Source organism: Microbacterium luteum, from assembly GCF_015277875.1.
Lineage (GTDB): Bacteria > Actinomycetota > Actinomycetes > Actinomycetales > Microbacteriaceae > Microbacterium > Microbacterium luteum.
In genome coordinates this window covers 2,677,653-2,694,510 of record NZ_CP063814.1, presented here as the reverse complement: position 1 = coordinate 2,694,510, position 16,858 = coordinate 2,677,653, and the positions used below count along the sequence as shown (strand labels likewise).

Here is a 16,858-nt window from a genome sequence, read left to right as displayed (position 1 = left end):
TGCCATCCCGGTGGGCGTGTTGTCGTCGCCCGCACGTAGAGTCATGCCGTGAGTGACTTCGAGGGGCTGCCGCTTCCCACCGCCGAGGAGAAGGAGGTGTCGTTCCTCTCGCGCCGAGGTAACGAAGTGATTCTCCGTCTGATCGACACGGACCGGTTCGAGGTGAAGGTCACCGAGCATCCCGACTACACGGCGGTCCTCACACGGCACGCGCCCGATGACTTCGAGCTGCAGCCCGTTCGCGACGTCGACGGGGTCGCCGACGACGGCATCACGGCGCACGAGCTCTGGGAGAGGTTCTGACGAACGTGCATCCGGCGGGCGCCCGTCGTCGGAAGACACTGATGACCGCATGCGTCGCAACCTTGGAGGTAGACCGTGTCCACGTCGACGACGACTCGAACCGATCCCACCACGCGCGGGCGTGACCTCGCCCGGCAGATCATCATCCTCGTCAGCTCCGTGCTGGCGATCATCGCGGCCTTCATCGGGTCGGGGGCGTTCTTCGGAACCCCGATCCAAGAGGCCGCCGGCGGTTTCCTCGACGCTGACTCGACCCTCACCGCCCCAGGAACGGGAGCGTTCCGCATCTGGAGCGTCATCTACACCGGCATGCTCGCGTACGCGATATGGCAGGCGCTGCCCGCGCAACGCCACGACACCCGCCAGCGCATCGGCTGGTGGGTCGCGGCATCCCTGATTCTCAATGCGGTGTGGATCGGCGTCGTGCAGGCCGACCTGCTGTACCTCAGCCTGCCGGTCATCGTGCTGCTGCTGGTCGTGCTGTGCCGCATCTTCGTCACCCTGCGCCGCACCGCGCCGAAGAACCGGGTCGAGGTTGTGGTCGCCACGGGGCCATCGGGCTGTATCTCGGATGGGTGATCATCGCGACCGTTGCGAATGCCACCGCGATCCTCGTCGCCGCCGGGTTCGACGGGTTCGGCATCGCTCCCGAGATCTGGTCGTCGCTGGTGCTGGCCGCCGCCGCAGCGGTCGGCATCGCGCTGGGGTTCTGGGGCGGCGGCCGTATCGCGCCGGCGCTGTCACTCAGCTGGGGGATCGCGTGGGTCGCCGTCGCCCGATTCACCGACGAGCCGTACTCGCCGGCGACCGGTGTCGCCGCGATCGTCGCGGTGGCGCTCATCGTCATCGCCACGCTGTTCGCGCGCTTCCGCCACGCCCGTCGCGCACACGCCGATCGCTGAGCGAGCCCCGTTTCGTCTCGTCGCTGCGCTCCTCGCTCAACGAACGGGGGTGGCGGCGGTCAGCGCACGCGGAGGGCGCCGGGTTGCATCGACACCCGGAAGGCGCGGGCCTCGCCGATCTCCTCGCCGTCGATCTGGAACACGCGAGGCGCCGGCAGTGACACGTGGATGCTGTGGGCGCGGCCGTGCGTGATGTCGTCCGTGTCCGTCGAGCCGTCGTCATCGTCGCGGCGGATCATGCGACCCAGATTGCTGTCCCACAGCATCGTCGTGAGAGTTCCCAGCCAGGGGGCGAGCCCATCCGCGCTCAGCATCAGGAAATCGAGCTCGCCGTCGCCCGGGTCGGCATCAGGCAGCAGGGCGAAACCCGCCTGCAAGGTGCCGCAGTTGCCGATGAGCAGGGTGTGCCCGGTCTCGTCACGACCGGGCTCGTCGTCCACGGTGAGTTCGAACGAGACCAGGTCGCTGGCGCGGAGCGCCCGCCCGAGGGATTCCACGTACGCCAACCAGCCGGCCTTGCTCTTCAGCCCCTCATCGGTCTCGGCGATCATGTTCGCGTCGATGCCGAATCCGATCATCACCACGAAGGCGTGCCGCTCCGCCCCCTCGGCCAGATCGACCTCGACCCACCCGACGTCGATGCCGCGTGGCGTGCCGGTCGCGGCTCGCTCCACGGCGGCCGGCACGTTCCGCAGCGGCACGTCGAGGTTGCGGGCGAGCAGGTTTCCGGTGCCGAGAGGAACGAGACCGAGGTCGACGTCGGCCCGCACATCCGCGAGATGCTCGGCCACCGCGCGCACCGTGCCATCGCCGCCCGCCACGATGACCACCTCGGGCGCCGTTGCCAGAGCCTGGGCCGCGACGCCCTGGCCGGGGTCGTCCACGGTCGTCTCGAACCACGCGATCTCGTCAGCGTCGAAGACGCGCAGCAGTGGCTCTTCGAGCGTCTCCCGGTCGGTCTTCGATGGATTCCACACCATGGCGGCGCGCACAGCACTCATATGGCGAGCGTAGGGGTATCGATGAGCATGTCTGTCCTCACACGAATGCCCCGTCGATCGACGGGGCATTCGGTCGGGATCGCAGGCGCCTTACTTGAAGGCATCCTTCACGTTCTCGCCGGCCTTCTTCAGGTTGGCCTTGGTCTGGTCGGCCTGGCCTTCGCGCTCGAGGCTTTCGTCGTCGGTGCTCTTGCCGGCCGCCTCCTTGCCCTTGCCCTGAAGGTCTTCGGCGGCGTTGCTGATCTTGTCGTCAAGTCCCATGACGGCTCCTTTCGACGTGGTGTCACCGCGACGCTACGCTCGGACACCGCCGCGGAGAGGGGCCTCGTCAAGTGCGGCGATCTCTGCTAGTGATCGGCCGCACGAGGCCTGGCCGTCACCGTCGAGACGCGTTATCGTGCGCAACGAGATCGTCCCTTCCCTCTCCGGTTGGGCGGGAGGGAAGGGACGGTCGCACCCGTGGGGTGCTTGCATCAACGCTAGCGCCGCTCGCCTGAGATTGTCCCCCGAAAGGGGGACATGATCGCCGGGTGTCAGATGCCGTCGATCGCGCTGCGACCGTCGTGTCCGCCGTCGAACAGTCCGCCCCACGGCGTGTCCGTGTCGCCCGTGTCACGGCTGTCGTAGGGCACCGTCTCCACGGTCAGGGCGATCCGCTCGCGGCCCGTCATGAACAGGCTCACCGTGCGGTTGCCGACGACGACGAAGGTCACAAATCCTCCGCCGTCCTTGATCGCCGTCGCGATCCGGTGTTGCAGGTCCTCGAGGTCTTGATCCTGCGCGAGGCGGAACGGATCATCGCCCAGCGTGAGAGTGCTGCGAACCATCGTCTTGGCGTCGGTCATGGTCAGCCATGCTAGTCCGGCCATATCCGCGGCACGGTGGGGGTGTCGGCGCTGGTGGAGGGTCGCTACCATACCGACCAGATGGGCCGGGATGAGGGCGCGTGATGGCAGACATAGGTGCGACGGTCGCGGCGGATTCGGACGCGGCGCGTCGCAACGCCGAGGTCGTGCAGCGATTCTTCGACGTCGTCCTCACGCCACCGCACGACCTCGACCGGATCGACGACCTCATCGCCGACGACTTCGTCGATCGCACTCCCGACGACGGCGACACGACGCGCGCGGGAGTCATGGCGAAACTGGCAGCGCTGTTCACCCAGGATCCGGCCGCGTCGTTCGCGCTCGAGGCGCTGGTCGCCGCCGGCGACGGTGTGGCCGCGTTCTCGGTGCTGCGCACGGGCGGCGCGGCGACGCGTTTCGCCGACCTGTATGTGCTGCGGGATGGGCGGATCGCCGAGCACCGGCACGTGGTCGAACCGCTGAGCGGGGCGCTTCGCTAACGTAAGGGGTACCCGCTTGGAAGGTCACCCGAATGCCTTACCCCGAGCTCCTCTCCGCACGCGTGCGTCTCGCCGGCGAAACGCGTGTCCGTCGTGCCCGGAGAGCAGTGGCGATCTGGGCGGATGCGGTCTCCGGCGGCGCGTTCTTCAACCGCTGGAGCACAGGGCTGTCGTTCGTCCTCGCGACGTTCGTGGGCGTGCCGACCCTCGACAACGCCTCGCTCGAGGGTTACGCGAAAGCCGTCGTGGTCGCGGCGCTCGGCTGGGTCGTGCTGGCCGTGCTGCTCGTGCCCGCGGCGATCGCTGAACGCCGCATCCGTGCGCGTGCGGCGCGGGGCATGACGGTGGTCGCCGCGCTCCTGCTCGTGACCTGCATCCGGACCCCGCTGAACGACTGGCTCGGGGTGCAGCTGTGGGGTCTGAGCAGCGCCGGCCACTTCGGCCCCCGCACGGTGACCAACCTCATCTCCGCCATCGTGCTGTTCTCGCTCGTCGCCGTGACCCACGCACAGTATGCCGAACGCCGCGCTACGAGCGCCCGCCTGCGCAATGCCCTCGCGACGATGCAGGTGCGCCTCTCCCGTGCCCGCCAACAGGTCGCGCTCACGCGGCAGACGCTCGGTGACACCGCCGGCCGGCTGCGTGCGGAGCGCGACCGCATGCTCGCGGGACCGCTCGATTTCGACGCCGTCCGCTCCTACGCCGACGAGGTGCGCTCGAGCAGCCACGCGCTCGAGCGCCTCGCCGTCGAGGTCGCCGAGGCGATATCCGAGCCGGAGGTCATCGACACGACCGTGCGGGTGCGGCGCTCGCTGTCGGAGCGACTCGTCGCGACCCCCTGGCTCGTCGTGGCGATGGTCTACGTCATCGGCACCCTTCCGTTCTCGCTCGCGGCGGGCGGTCTGCCGGTGGTGGTGCTCGGGATGCTCGGGGTCGCCGCGATCGATCTGGCCGCTGGAGCCGTGGTGCGGTGGGTCATCCCGGACCGGCAGGGTCCGCTGCGCCCCATCCTCTTCGTCGCGGTCTGGACGGCGGCCGGCGTTGCGGTCGCTGCCCTCTCGCTCACGCTCCTGCCCGACATCGGCGTCGTGGGACTCGTCGGCGTCATCGCCGTCCCGGGGCTCGTGATCGTCCTCTCCCTCTGCATCGACGCGGTGCGCCAGGCGCGCGCCGTGGCGCGACGGGCCGAGACGCTCCTCGCCGATGTCGCGCGTGACCTCGCCGAGGAGACGGCCCGCGCTCACGACCCGCTGCCCCGGGCGGTGAGTCTGCTGCACGGCCGGGTGCAAGGACGCTGCGTGGTGCTCGCCGCGCACGTCGACGAGGGCCACGTGCGGGAGAGGCACCTGGCGGACTTTCGACGCGAGACCGACGACGCTTTCGATCGCATGCTCGGTGTCGAGGACCGTGAGCACCCCGCCGCGACCCGGGTCGGCGAGCTCGGGGATGCGGGTGCGGGCCCGATCGAGCGCATCCTCGGTGCCTGGGGTGCCGTGCTGGAGGTCACCGTGAAGACCTCCGACGGCGCAGCCATCGCGATGATGGATGCCGACATCGCGCGGCAGGTGGTCGAGGTCGTCAACGAGGCGCTCGTGAACGCGGTCAAGCATTCCGGCGCGCGGTCGGCCGTCGTCGACCTCGATGTGGCCGACGACGGCCGGATGCGCGTGCGTGCCATCTCCAACGGTCGGCTGCGCGAGCAGGCGAGTCGAGCCGAGGGCCTCGGCACGCGGGGCGTCGATGTGACGGTCACGCAGTCCGGTGACGACGTGGTCTTCGACGCCCTGCTGCCGGAGGCCTCAGGCCACGGTGTCAGGCGGTCGCGCGCTCCCGAGTCTGCTCCGGTGCAGCGTTGAGGGAGCGGTGCAGCGTCTCGGGCAGGAAGGCGATGCCGATGATGCCGATCACGCTCAGCGCGACGAGGTAGCCGGCGACGAGCCAGGGTGCGCCGCCGGCGGCACCGACGAGGGCGGCCGCGACGAGGGGAGCGGTGCCGCCGACGAGCGCGGCCGGGATCTCGCGCGAGATCGCGATGCCGCTCCAGCGCACCCGCGTCGGGAACAGCTCGGCCAGCATCGCCGCAGAGACGCCGATCGTCGCGCCCTGGATGATCGCCAGCCCCAGCACGAGCGCGAGGCCCACGAGCCACGAATCCTCGGTCTGGAACAGCAGGAACATCGGGAAGGCGAACAGCACCGCGAAGATCGCCGCGCCCATCAGCACCGGCTTGCGGCCGATGCGGTCGGCGAGGCGGCCGAACAGCAGCGTCGCCGGGATGGTCAGCAGCTCGGCGACGACCACGCCGATGAGCGCGTGGGTCGCGTCGACCGACAGCGTGCCGGTCGTGTACGAGATGGACCAGGTCTGCACGACGTACACCCACGGCAGGATGAAGACGAACAGTGCCATGCCGGCGAGCAGGTAGCGCCAGTGGGTACGGACGGCCTCGGTCAGCGGCGCGCGCTGCACGGTGCCCTCGCGCTCGGCGGTCTCGAAAGCGGCGGTCTCCTTCACCCGCAGGCGGAAGTACAGGGCGAACGCGACGATGACGATGCTCGCGATGAACGGGATGCGCCATCCCCACGCCTGGAACTGCTCCAGCGGCATGACGGCGGTGATGATCGCGAAGGCCGTCGTCGCCAGCGCCATCCCGACGTACACCGACGCGCCGGGGAAGCCGGCCGTCCACGCACGGTTGGTCGACGGCGCCGATTCGCTGGCCATCGTCATCGCCCCGGCGAACTCCGCACCGGCCCCGGCGCCCTGGAACAGGCGCATGAGGATGAGCAGGATCGGCGCCCGGATGCCGATCTGCTCGCCGGTGGGCAGCAGACCGATGAGGGTCGTGGCGGTGCCCATCATCAGGAGCGTCGCCAGCAGGGTCGCCTTGCGGCCGATGCGGTCGCCGAAGTGGGCGAAGATGAGGCCGCCGATCGGACGCACCGCGAACCCGACGGCGAACGTCGCGAACGCGCTCAGGATGCCGGCGAGATCGCCCGCTCCCGGGAAGAAGAGCGGTGCGAACACGAGCGCCGACGCCAGCCCGTACAGGGTGAAGTCGTACCACTCGATGATGGTTCCCACCGAACTGCCGATGACGGCCCGCCGGCGCTGGAGCTCCATCACACTCGGGCGGATGCCGGTCCCTGACGCAGGCGGCGACCCATCCATCTCGCGACCGCGACGGCGGCCAGCCCGAGCATCGCACCCAGCGCGTTGGCCACGAGGTCGCGAGGATGCGAGATCCGGCTCTCGAGCGGGATCTGCACCACCTCGATGAACACCGTCAGCGCGAGCGGCGCCAGCACGCGCATCCCGCCGCGGAGAAGAAGTGCGCTGAAGACCCCGGCGGGTAGGAACATCACGACGTTGGCGACGATCTCGGCCGACGGGCCGTCGACCCATGCCGCCGTGTCGAGCCACGCGGCGGGGTTGAGCACGCCGAGAGGCGTCTCATTCGTCTCGGTCACCCAGGGCAGGGGGCGCACCGTCAGCCACAGCACGGCCGCGAGGTACGCGGTGGCCAGGGCGGCGATGATCGGCAGGGTCGCGCCGCTGCGTGGCGTCGCACGGATCGTCGATGTGCTCACGAGGGCTCCTGTCGTCGCGTCGTCTCGTCACCATACGAGCGGTCTGGGCCGTCATCCGTGAGCTTCAGCCAGCCCTGAGGACACTCCCGGTCTCCACAGGGGCCGCGCATCGGCGGTCGACAAGATGGCGACCGCGCGCACGCACCACCGTGAGGGCGGCGGCCACCCACAGCGCGCCGGCGATCCACGGGCTCAGCGCACCGATCCCATCCGCGATCGTCGCGATGGCGTTCGCGACGCCGAGGCGGTCGAGAACCCACCCGATCGCCGCGAGGGCGATGAGGCCGGCGGCGACGATCCGCAGCGGCGTGTAGACGCGCGTTCGGGCGAGCACGACCAGCGGCGGCAGCACGAGGGCGACGACCGCGAGCTGCATGAGCTCGATCACGAGGTTGAAGCCCAGCAGGCTCAGCATCAGCTGCCAGCCGGTCAGATCGAGAGCCGTGAGCGTGAGCGAGAAGGCCATCCCGTGGATGAGCCCGAAAAGCGCGGCCACGAGCGCTTCCCGCCCGGGGAAGATCGGACGGATGGCATGGACGGCGGCGACGATGATGCTCGCCGAGATGAGCGCCTCGACCAGCGGCACCGGCACCGGCAGCCCGAGGGTGCCCAACGCCAGCGTCACCGAATGGCCGATGGTGAACGCGATCGTGACGCCCAGGATGCGCCGGACGGTCGTGCGCACCGGTGCGTTGCCGCGCCAGCGCCCGGCGGCCGCGAGGAGGGGTGCGGGGAGGAGGAGGGTCAGCAGGAACAGCTGATGGTCGGTGCCCTCGGCGATGTGCGACAGGCCGAGGCCGACCATGCCGGTGAATCCCTGCCACAGGCTGCCGTCGTCGAGGTCGATCGGCAACGGCGAGACCGTCCCGGTGACGGTGTCGACCTGAATGGTGCCGAGGTCGCGGGTCGATTCGAATTCGCCCGTGACCCAGTCGTTCTGCAGAGTCACGAAGATGTCGGCGGTGACCACCTGATGGATGATCGCGTCGTAGGCCAGCACGAAGCTGCGGGCGTCGGCCGCCGTCGGAGCGGTCAGCTCCGCCGTCGCGGTCACCGCGAGGAAGGCGCCGGTACCCCACTGCTCCACGTCTGCCAGGGCGATGTCCGCGACCGCCACATCCCACGAGCCGGAATCCGACGTCGCGGCGATGTGCTCCTCGAGGTAGGCCTCGACGGCGTCGGCGGTGTCGGCGTCGATCACCGCTCCGGCGTCATCGGGCACGTCGATGCCGGAGGCGAGCTCGAGGTCGGCCGCGGGAAGCGTCAGGGCGGCCGTCACGCCATCGTCGTGGGCGTCGAGGGCGATGACCGTCGAGGGTACGACATGGGCCGATGCCGGGGCCGCGACGACGAACACACCGACGAGGGCGACGAACATGCCCGCGATCAGCGGGATCATGCGGCGACCGAGCCCGCGGCCCCGTGTGGGGGGAGGCACGGGACCGCGGGCGATCTGGGGGTGGGTCACGAGGTGAGCCCGCCGTAGTCGTTCTGCTTGTCGCGCCACACCGCGTGGGGATGCGCGCCGGAGAGCACGATGCCGTTCTGCATCGAGAACTCGATCCACACCGACGGGCCGTCGATGCGGATGTAGTCGCCGACGGCGTCCATCGCGGTGCCGCCCGAGAAGGCGACGTAGGTCTCATCCAGCTCGGCCTCGTACTCACGTTCCCGAGTCCGACGGGGTGCCGAGGAACGCGACGAAGAACTGACCCTCACCGTAGTCCGACCCGCCGCCGTTGTCGGCGAGGTAGTCGTCGCCGGCGAGGTGCTGCACGATCTCGTCGAAGCCCTCGTTCTCGGCCGAACCGGTCACCGCGCGCAGGAGATCCTCCAGGGCGGTCCACTGCTCGTCGGTCAGGCTGTCGGTCTGCAGGCCGACGCGGCCGCCCGACGAACTCTGCGCGCCCGGGCCACCGCCGGCCAGCAGGGCATTGGGGAAGTTCGACCAGTTGGCGGCGTTGTCGAAGGTGTACTCCTGGAAGAGCGACGCCTGCTGATCCGCGTCGAGGGTCGCCGCGAACGCCTCGGCCAGCGCGACGACGTCCGTCGTCGCTTCGGCGGTCGCGCTCGGCGTGCTCTCGGCCGTTGTCGTCGGCTCGGCGGTTTCGGTGCTCGTCGTCTCAGCGGTGCACCCGGCGAGGGCGAGGCCGACGGTGACCAGCGTCGCTGTTCCGATCGCGGCGGGGGTGCGGGTGATCGCCCGTCGTCGGGGCATTGCGGATTTCTGCATGCCCGCGACGGTAGGCGTCGCCGTGATGTCGATCCCCAGAGAAATCTGTGCTCAACCTATGAGACCGAGCCGCCGCGTGCGGCGTCAGAGAGCGGCGAGCAGGTCGGTGCAGGCCTGCTCGCAGCGCCGGCACGACTCCGCGCACACGCGGCAGTGGTCGTGCATGTCGGCATGGCTGCCGCACTCGGCAGCGCACGCGGCGCACGCCGTGCGGCAGGCCTCGAGTACGGCCCGCACGACGGCGAGGTCGGGCTGGGTCTGTCGAGCCAGCACGGTCGACGTCGCAGCGCAGATGTCCGCGCAGTCGGAGTTGAGGCGGATGCAGCCGACCAGGTCGGCCACCATCTCTTCGCCGAGGCAGGCATCCGCGCACACGGTGCACACCTGCGCGCACTCCACGCACGCCTCGAGGCAGCGGCGCACGAGCTCGCTCGTGTCGCCGCCGTCCACCTGCGGGTGGGAGGACCACATCTGGTCGATCACCGTCATCGTCTTCTCCTCGCTTGTCGGGTCCGGGTCGATCTGACCAGCCCAACAGACCTCGTCAGGATGCGGCACCGGGTTGACAGAGCGATCGGGCTCGCCGAGATGATGGTCTGATGACCTCAGCGAGCCGCCGCGACCGCAACACCGACATCGACGTCCCGGTGGGACGTGACGAACTCGTCATCCGCAACCGCTACGAGACCCTCAGCATTGTCAACGACGTGCTCATCGGCGTGCTGTTCGTGGTGGGGAGCGTGCTGTTCCTCTGGGAGTCGACGTCGATCGTCGCCACATGGTTCTTCATCGCCGGCAGCGTGCAGTTCCTCGTGCGACCGGGCATCCGTCTGGCCCGCAGGGTGCACCTGAAGCGGTTCGGCGCGGGCCGTGACCGCACCGACCAAGTCGGAGACTATTGACACGGCGAAGGCCCCGCCGGAGCGGGGCCTTCGCGACGTGAGGCGCGGTCAGTGGATGGGCACGCCGCCGGTGACCGCGATCGTCTCGCCCACGACGTAGCTCGACTCCTGCGATGCGAGGAAGACGAACGCCGGCGCGAGTTCGACCGGCTGGCCGGCCCGCCCCATCGGGGTCTGCTCGCCGAAGTGCTCGATCTTCTCGTTCGGCACGTACGCCGGCTGCAGGGGCGTCCACACCGGGCCCGGGGCCACGCCGTTCACCCGGATGCCGCGCCCGATGAGCTGCTGTGCGAGCGCCCGGGTCCAGTTGGCGATCCCGGCCTTCGACACGGCGTACTCCGCGAGCGACGGCGAGGGCTGGAAGCCCTGCTCGCTCGAGGTCGTGATCACCGCGGCTCCGGCCGGCAGGTGGGGTGAGGCTGCCTTGGTCAGCCAGAACAGCGGATAGATGTTGGCCTTCATGACGTGGTCGAGCGTGTGCGTGTCGAAGTCGTCGATGCTGTCCACCGTCGGCATCGCGCCGGCGTTGATCACCAGGATGTCGATGCCGCCGAGCTCCCCGACGGTCTTCGCCACCACGTCGACGTTCGTCTGCTCGTCCTGCAGGTCGCCGGGGAGAAGGAGGGCCTTGCGCCCCTCCTTCTCGATGAGCGCCGCGACCTCCTCGGCCTGCTTCTGCTCCTCGGGCAGGTAGCTCAGTGCCACGTCGGCACCTTCCCGGGCGTAGGCGATGGCGACCGCGCGGCCGATGCCGGAGTCGGCTCCGGTCACGAGTGCCCTGCGACCCGGAAGTCGGCCCGTGCCGACATAGCTCTGCTCGCCATGGTCGGGAGCAGGGTCCATCGCGTGGACCGTTCCGGGCGCGCCCTGCTGCTGCGGCGGGAAGGGCGGACGCGGGAACTGCGTGGTCGGGTCCTGCATCGTGTACATGTTCGCCATGACGACTCCCGTCAACGCTTCTTCGGAACGCGATTCTCGGCGCTGACCATCCAGGCCAGCTGCTCGAGACGCTCGAGCACCTCGTGGAGGAGATCCGCGGTCGTGGGGTCTTCCTCGTCGATGCCGTCGTGCACATCGCGGACCGTGCCGGTGACCGCATCCAGTCGCTCGGTCATGAGGTCGATGACTTCCGCGGTGTCGATCTCGCCCTGCGGGAACTCCGGCAAGGTGGTCGTCTCGGCGATCACGTCGCTGCGACCGTCCGGGAGCGCGTGGAGGGCGCGCATGCGCTCGGCGATCGTGTCGGTGAACTCCCGTGCGGCGTCGATGATCTCGTCGAGCTGCAGGTGGGTGTCGCGGAAGTTCTTGCCGACGACGTTCCAGTGGGCCTGCTTGCCCTGCAGCGACAGTTCGATCAGATCGACCATCACCTTCTGCATGCTCTCGCTGAGCTGCTTCGACGCGGTGAAGCCCTTCTCCGCGTTCTGCTCGTCCGTCAGTCCTGCACCCGAGCCGCCGCGGGCGGGGCGGCGCTTGTTCTTCGTCGAGGTCGAATCGGCCATGGGAAACCTCCCTTTCGTGAGGAATGAACGGGAGAGACGCTAGGCCCCGTGCCGGGGTGCGCGAACGGGCTTGCAGGATCGGGCATCGGTTGCTACTTTCCCCGCGCCGCGCAACGCGGCGGCGCGTACTCCGAAGCGGGCGATGATGCAAGCCTCCGTCGACGGTCGGGTTCGGTTCCTAGCGTGGGGCCCATGCACGACACCTCGCCGGACCGCCCCGCGCCGGCTCCGGGCGTCGACCTGCGCACCTACGCGCCGATCGGCGACGGGCGCACGGTCGCCCTCGTCGGCCGCAACGGGCGCGTCGATTGGATGCCGTTGCCCAACCTCGACTCCACGCCGGTGTTCGCCCGCCTGATCGATGACGTCACCGGCGGGTGCATCGACCTGGAACCCGTCGAGGCCTACACCGTTCGCCGCCGCTACGTCGCGAACACCAACGTGCTCGTCACGACGTTCGACACCGCATCCGGTCGAGCCCGTGTCACCGACACGATGGTCACCGGCGTCGCCGGCCGCCTCCCGTGGGCCGAGCTCGCCCGCCGCATCGACGGCGTGAGGGGGACGGTGGAGTTCGCGTGGGCCGTGACCCCCGGCACCCGGCTGCAGACCGCGGGGCCGTGGCTGGAGCACGTGCGGGATCGGCGCATCCTGCGCGTGGGTGCGACCTCCCTCGCCGTCGACGGCGAGAACCACGACCCCTCCGATGCCGACGACATCGACGGGCGTCCGGCGATCTCCGGCCGCTTCACGACCGGCGAGGGATCCCGCCACCTGCTGGTCATCTCGGCCACCGACGGCGAGCCGCTGCACTTCCCGGTGCCCGGAAACGTGCAGCGAGGCATCGATCGCACCGTCGATCAGTGGCGCCTGTGGTCGCGCGAATTCGGCTACAGCGGCCCGTGGGCGGGCGACGTGCAGCGCAGCGCCCTCGCCTTGAAGCTCCTCGTCTACGCTCCCACCGGCGCCATCGCGGCGGCGGCGACGACCTCGCTCCCCGAGAGCGCACGCGGCGGCAAGAACTGGGAGTACCGGCTCGCGTGGGTGCGCGACCTCGCCTACACCGCCCGTGCGCTGGTGCGGTTCGGGCTGCGGGAGGAGACGCACGCGTCGATCTCGTGGCTCGTGCGCACCATCCGCGAGCAAGGGCCCGACCTGCACGTGATGTACGACCTGCGCGGCGGCATCATCGACGGCACGCAGACCTTCGACGTGGCCGGATGGCGCGGCATCGGCCCGGTCGTCGCCGGAAACCCCGCCAACGACCAGCTGCAGCTCGGCGTCTACGGCGACCTCTTCTCGATCTGTCGCACCTACGTCGACGCCGGCAACGTGCTCGACACCGCGACCGGCCGGCTCCTCGCGAACATGGCGGACCGCACCTGCGACGTGTGGCGCAATCCCGACTCGGGCATGTGGGAGCTCGACGACGTGCAGCACTACACGTCGTCGAAGATGGGCTGCTGGCAGGCGCTCCGCGACGCGGTGCACCTGGCCGAGGCCGGCGTGATCCCCGGCTCGCCCGGGCGGTGGCGTACCGAGATGGCCCTCATCGAGGGGTGGGTGCACGAACACGGCTGGTCCGACGACGTCGGTGCGTACGTCATGCATCCCGGCACATCGGATCTCGACGCGTCGGTGCTGCTGCACGCCGAGAGCGGGTTCGACCGCGGCGAGCGGATGTCGCGCACCATCGACCGGCTGACCGCCGAGCTCGGTGCCGGCCCGCTGCTGTATCGCTACACGGGAATGGACCGCGAAGAGCACACCTTCGTCGCGTGCGCGTTCTGGCGCGCGAGCGCGCTCGCCTGCGTCGGACGCCACGAGGAGGCGCTCGCCGCGATGGACGACCTGGTCTCCCGCGGCAACGACGTCGGCATCTTCGCGGAGATGATCTCCGAGGACGACGGAGCCTTCTGGGGGAACCTTCCGCAGGCGCTCAGCCACCTCGCGCTCATCAACGCCGCTCTCACGATGGAGCAGCTCATCCCCGCGGAGGTGCTCGGTGACCGCTGAGATCCGGGGTGAGGTCGAGGTGTTCCGATCGCTGAGGTCGGTGCTCGTGGAGAGCATCTTCTGGGATGACCGCACGGGCGAGGTCGTGTGGGTGGACATCACCGCCGGAACCCTGCACCGCGGCCACCTCGACGGTGCGGTGGACGGCTCGGACGACGTCGTCGTCGCGCTCCCGGCGCCGGTGAGCGCCGTGCAACCCGCGCAGGGCGGGGGCTTCGTCGCGGCGCTGAAGGATCGCGTCGTGCTGCTCGGGCCCGGCGGCACCGTGGTGGATGAGCTCGCGAGCGTGACGCATGCCCATGGCGGCATCCGGTTCAACGAGGGCAAGGTCGACCCGTACGGGCGGTTCGTCGTCGGCGCGATGGACGTCACCGTGGGCGACCCCGATGCCGGTCTGTATCTCGTCGACGCCGACGGCCGGCTCGACGTGCTGCTCGGGGGATTCGGGGTGGCCAACGGGTTCGAGTGGTCCGACGACGCACGCGAGATGTACGTCACCGACACCGCGACGCAGACGGTGTACCGCGGGTCGTATGCCGCGGGTGCCGATCCGCTCGGCGAGCTGGAGCCGTTCCTGGTCGGGCACGCCTCCGACGGGCTCGCCCTCGACACCGACGGGCGGTTCTGGAACGGCGTGTACGGCGGGGGCGAGGTGCTCTGCTGGTCGCCGGACGGCGAGGTCCTCGCGCGCATCCCGATGCCGGCGCCGAACGTGACGTCGGTCGCCTTTGCGGGCCCGGATCGCGACCAGCTGCTCGTCGGCACGGCGCGCGAGAACCTCACGGAGGAGGATCTCGAGGCGTCGCCGCTGAGCGGATCGATCCTGCGGATCCGCACCCGCGCGACCGGGCGCCCCGTGCACACCTTCGGCGCCCCGATCCCTGAGCGAGCGGAGCCCGTTCCGGTCGTTGAGCGAGCGGAGCGAGACGAAACGCACCCCGCACCCTGACCTGCCACACCATCGACAGAAAGGCATTCGACATGGACCTTGGAATCACCGGCAAGAAGGCCCTCATCACCGGCGGAGACTCCGGCATCGGCTGGGAGACGGCGCGCATGCTCCTCGCCGAAGGCGCGATCGTCGTGCTGAGCGACAAGGATCAGGCCTCCCTCGACGAGGCTGCGGCGAAACTCGACGCACCCGACGGGGCGCTCTTCGCCTACGCCGCCGACGTCACCGACACCGCTGACCTGGCCGAGCTGCACCGCAAGACCTCGGCGGCGGTCGGCGCCATCGACATCCTCGTCCAGTCGGCCGGGGTCACCGGCGCGCAGGGCCTGTTCCACGAGATCGACGACGAGGGGTGGACCTCCACCATCGACATCGACCTCCACGGACCTGTGCGTCTCGTGCGCGAATTCCTCCCGGATCTCCGCACGGGCGGATGGGGCCGGCTGATCTTCCTCGCGTCGGAGGATGCGGTGCAGCCCTACGACGACGAGCTCCCGTACTGCGCGGCCAAGGCCGGCATCCTCGCCCTGGCGAAGGGCCTTTCGCGCTCGTACGCCCGGGAGGGGCTGCTCGTGAACGCGGTGTCGCCCGCGTTCATCCACACGCCCATGACCGACGCGATGATGGAGAAGCGCTCCACGGAGCTCGGCACGTCGTTCGACGAGGCCATCACGTCGTTCCTCGACGAGGAGCGTCCCTACATGGAGCTGAAGCGCCGCGGTGAGCCCGCCGAGGTCGCCGCCGTGATCGCCTTCCTGTGCTCCGAGCACGCGTCGTTCGTCAACGGCGCGAACTACCGGGTCGACTCCGGCTCGGTCGCCACGATCTGAGGAGGTACCCATGGGCGATGACATCCAGACCTACGACTACCTGATCATCGGCGGCGGGATGGTCGCCGACGCGGCCGCGCGCGGCATCCGCGAGCGCGACACCGCCGGCACCATCGGCATCCTCAGCGCCGACTCCGATGAGCCGTACACGCGGCCGGCGCTGTCGAAGAAGCTGTGGACCGATCCGGACTTCACCTGGGACCAGGTGCCGCTGAACACCGTCGCCGACACGGGCGCCGAGCTGCGCCTGAACACCCTGGTCACCCGCATCGACCGGTTCTCGCGAGCCGTAGAGACCGACGACGGGGAGCTCGTCGGCTACCGGCGCCTGCTGCTCGCGACCGGGTCGACGCCGCGCACGATCCCGGCGCCCGAGGGCGATGACCGCATCCTCGCGTTCCGCTCCGCCGAGGACTACCGGCGCCTGCGCGAACTCGCCGGACGGGTCGGGCGCATCATCGTCATCGGCGGCGGATACATCGGCACCGAGATCGCCGCGGCGCTCGCACAGAACGGCGTCGAGACCGAACTCGTCTTCCCCGACGCGACGCTCGGCGCCTCGCAGTTCCCGCCCGCGCTCGCCGAGCGCTACGAGAAGCTGTTCGTCGACGGCGGAGTCGAACTCCAGCCCGGGCGGCGCGTCGAAGAGATCCGCGCCGAGGGCAACGTGCTGCACGCCGTGCTCGACGACGGGCAGGAGCGCGCCGGCGATGCGGTCGTGATCGGGCTCGGCGTCGATCCGGTCGTCGACCTCGCGGTGGCGGCGGAGCTCGCCATCGACGACGGCGTGCTGGTCGACGAGCACCTTCTCACCAACGACCGCTCCATCTGGGCCGCGGGTGACATCGCCGAGTACCCTGATCCGATCCTCGGGCGCACGCGGGTCGAGCACGTCGATAACGCGAACGAGATGGGGGAGGCCGTGGGGCGGTCGATGGCGGGTGAGGAGACGCCGTATTCGCACACGCCGTACTTCTATTCGCAGGTATTCGGCACGCGCTGGGAGGCCGTGGGCACTGTCGACGCCTCGTGCGACCCGCTGACAGTAGACCTCGGCGACGACCGCGCGGTCGTGTACTACCGCGACGAGTCCGGCGCGCCGGTGGGCGTGCTGCTGTGGAACGTCGAGGATGCCCGCGACCTCGCGCGCGCGGTGCTCGTGGACCGGGAGACCTCAGAGGAAGCGCTGCGCGCCCGCATCCGCTGACGGCTCGTTTCGTCTCGCTCCGCTCGCTCAACGACCGGGATGGTGGCGTCGTTTCGTCTCGCTCCGCTCGCTCAA

General features: G+C 69.9%; 21 protein-coding genes. 10 read left to right on the top strand and 11 right to left on the bottom strand.

The window, feature by feature from the left end; translation table 11 throughout:
- The first annotated feature begins 48 nt into the window (after positions 1-48).
- The 3 genes from IM777_RS13205 to IM777_RS17520 all read left to right on the top strand — a co-directional run bounded on the left by IM777_RS13205 (position 49) and on the right by IM777_RS17520 (position 1,205).
- Positions 49-303, top strand: coding sequence for a hypothetical protein (locus IM777_RS13205; protein WP_194383689.1), 255 nt, complete (start codon positions 49-51; stop codon positions 301-303).
- Between the two features lie 75 nt (positions 304-378).
- Positions 379-882, top strand: coding sequence for a tryptophan-rich sensory protein (locus IM777_RS17525; RefSeq protein WP_336510677.1), 504 nt, complete (start codon positions 379-381; stop codon positions 880-882).
- On the top strand, positions 879-1,205 hold the full coding sequence (locus IM777_RS17520; RefSeq protein WP_336510676.1) for a hypothetical protein: 327 nt from the start codon (positions 879-881) through the stop codon (positions 1,203-1,205). Before IM777_RS17525 ends, IM777_RS17520 begins: the two co-directional genes overlap by 4 nt.
- Positions 1,206-1,264: 59 nt before the next feature.
- Here IM777_RS17520 and IM777_RS13195 read toward each other — a convergent pair whose 3' ends face one another.
- The 3 genes from IM777_RS13195 to IM777_RS13185 all read right to left on the bottom strand — a co-directional run bounded on the left by IM777_RS13195 (position 1,265) and on the right by IM777_RS13185 (position 3,051).
- Complete coding sequence (locus IM777_RS13195; protein WP_194383688.1) at positions 1,265-2,206, bottom strand: diacylglycerol/lipid kinase family protein; 942 nt, start codon at positions 2,204-2,206, stop codon at positions 1,265-1,267.
- A 90-nt stretch (positions 2,207-2,296) separates the two neighbouring features.
- Complete coding sequence (locus tag IM777_RS13190; protein ID WP_194383687.1) at positions 2,297-2,467, bottom strand: CsbD family protein; 171 nt, start codon at positions 2,465-2,467, stop codon at positions 2,297-2,299.
- A gap of 272 nt (positions 2,468-2,739) precedes the next feature.
- Positions 2,740-3,051, bottom strand: a complete 312-nt coding sequence (locus tag IM777_RS13185; RefSeq protein WP_194383686.1) for a hypothetical protein — start codon at positions 3,049-3,051, stop codon at positions 2,740-2,742.
- A 104-nt stretch (positions 3,052-3,155) separates the two neighbouring features.
- Here IM777_RS13185 and IM777_RS13180 point away from each other — a divergent pair, with 104 nt between their 5' ends.
- Together IM777_RS13180 and IM777_RS13175 are read left to right on the top strand one after the other, a co-directional pair.
- Positions 3,156-3,551 carry an ester cyclase gene (locus IM777_RS13180; protein ID WP_194383685.1) on the top strand — a complete coding sequence of 132 codons (396 nt, stop codon included), beginning with the start codon at positions 3,156-3,158 and terminating at the stop codon, positions 3,549-3,551.
- Positions 3,552-3,583: 32 nt separating this feature from the next.
- The gene (locus IM777_RS13175) at positions 3,584-5,407 is read left to right on the top strand and encodes a sensor histidine kinase (RefSeq protein ID WP_194383684.1); all 1,824 of its coding nucleotides are present in this window, start codon (positions 3,584-3,586) and stop codon (positions 5,405-5,407) included.
- On the opposite strand, the gene IM777_RS13170 is transcribed toward IM777_RS13175, so the two are convergent.
- The 6 genes from IM777_RS13170 to IM777_RS13145 form a co-directional block, all read right to left on the bottom strand.
- A complete protein-coding gene (locus IM777_RS13170; RefSeq protein WP_237673306.1) occupies positions 5,364-6,635 on the bottom strand; it encodes an MFS transporter in 1,272 nt (423 codons plus the stop codon). The genes IM777_RS13175 and IM777_RS13170 overlap by 44 nt on opposite strands.
- A 38-nt stretch (positions 6,636-6,673) precedes the next feature.
- Positions 6,674-7,141, bottom strand: a complete 468-nt coding sequence (locus IM777_RS13165; RefSeq protein ID WP_194383682.1) for a VanZ family protein — start codon at positions 7,139-7,141, stop codon at positions 6,674-6,676.
- A 64-nt stretch (positions 7,142-7,205) separates the two neighbouring features.
- Positions 7,206-8,540 (bottom strand): HupE/UreJ family protein, encoded by a 1,335-nt coding sequence (locus IM777_RS13160; RefSeq protein WP_194383681.1) that lies wholly within the window; start codon positions 8,538-8,540, stop codon positions 7,206-7,208.
- A 65-nt stretch (positions 8,541-8,605) separates the two neighbouring features.
- Entirely contained in the window at positions 8,606-8,860 is a 255-nt protein-coding gene (locus IM777_RS13155) for a DUF3500 domain-containing protein (RefSeq protein ID WP_194383680.1), read from the bottom strand.
- Positions 8,805-9,374, bottom strand: a complete 570-nt coding sequence (locus IM777_RS13150; protein WP_194383679.1) for a DUF3500 domain-containing protein — start codon at positions 9,372-9,374, stop codon at positions 8,805-8,807. Before IM777_RS13150 ends, IM777_RS13155 begins: the two co-directional genes overlap by 56 nt.
- A gap of 84 nt (positions 9,375-9,458) precedes the next feature.
- Positions 9,459-9,863 (bottom strand): four-helix bundle copper-binding protein, encoded by a 405-nt coding sequence (locus tag IM777_RS13145; protein ID WP_194383678.1) that lies wholly within the window; start codon positions 9,861-9,863, stop codon positions 9,459-9,461.
- A 110-nt stretch (positions 9,864-9,973) separates the two neighbouring features.
- On the opposite strand from IM777_RS13145, the gene IM777_RS13140 reads away from it, so the two are divergent.
- On the top strand, positions 9,974-10,276 hold the full coding sequence (locus tag IM777_RS13140) for a YrhK family protein (RefSeq protein WP_194383677.1): 303 nt from the start codon (positions 9,974-9,976) through the stop codon (positions 10,274-10,276).
- Between the two features lie 48 nt (positions 10,277-10,324).
- Here IM777_RS13140 and IM777_RS13135 read toward each other — a convergent pair whose 3' ends face one another.
- Entirely contained in the window at positions 10,325-11,215 is an 891-nt protein-coding gene (locus IM777_RS13135; RefSeq protein WP_194383676.1) for an SDR family oxidoreductase, read from the bottom strand.
- Positions 11,216-11,226: 11 nt separating this feature from the next.
- The gene (locus tag IM777_RS13130; RefSeq protein ID WP_071045554.1) at positions 11,227-11,778 is read right to left on the bottom strand and encodes a Dps family protein; all 552 of its coding nucleotides are present in this window, start codon (positions 11,776-11,778) and stop codon (positions 11,227-11,229) included.
- Between the two features lie 192 nt (positions 11,779-11,970).
- Between IM777_RS13130 and IM777_RS13125 the strand changes: the two genes are divergently transcribed.
- From IM777_RS13125 to IM777_RS13110, 4 genes are read left to right on the top strand one after another with little or no spacing between them, the layout of a single operon-like run.
- A complete protein-coding gene (locus IM777_RS13125) occupies positions 11,971-13,794 on the top strand; it encodes a glycoside hydrolase family 15 protein (protein ID WP_194383675.1) in 1,824 nt (607 codons plus the stop codon).
- Positions 13,784-14,743, top strand: a complete 960-nt coding sequence (locus IM777_RS13120; RefSeq protein WP_194383674.1) for an SMP-30/gluconolactonase/LRE family protein — start codon at positions 13,784-13,786, stop codon at positions 14,741-14,743. The genes IM777_RS13125 and IM777_RS13120 overlap by 11 nt, the downstream gene beginning before the upstream one ends.
- Positions 14,744-14,775: 32 nt before the next feature.
- Positions 14,776-15,576 (top strand): SDR family NAD(P)-dependent oxidoreductase, encoded by an 801-nt coding sequence (locus IM777_RS13115; protein WP_194383673.1) that lies wholly within the window; start codon positions 14,776-14,778, stop codon positions 15,574-15,576.
- A gap of 10 nt (positions 15,577-15,586) precedes the next feature.
- Positions 15,587-16,783 carry an NAD(P)/FAD-dependent oxidoreductase gene (locus IM777_RS13110; protein WP_228480808.1) on the top strand — a complete coding sequence of 399 codons (1,197 nt, stop codon included), beginning with the start codon at positions 15,587-15,589 and terminating at the stop codon, positions 16,781-16,783.
- Positions 16,784-16,858: the final 75 nt, after the last annotated feature.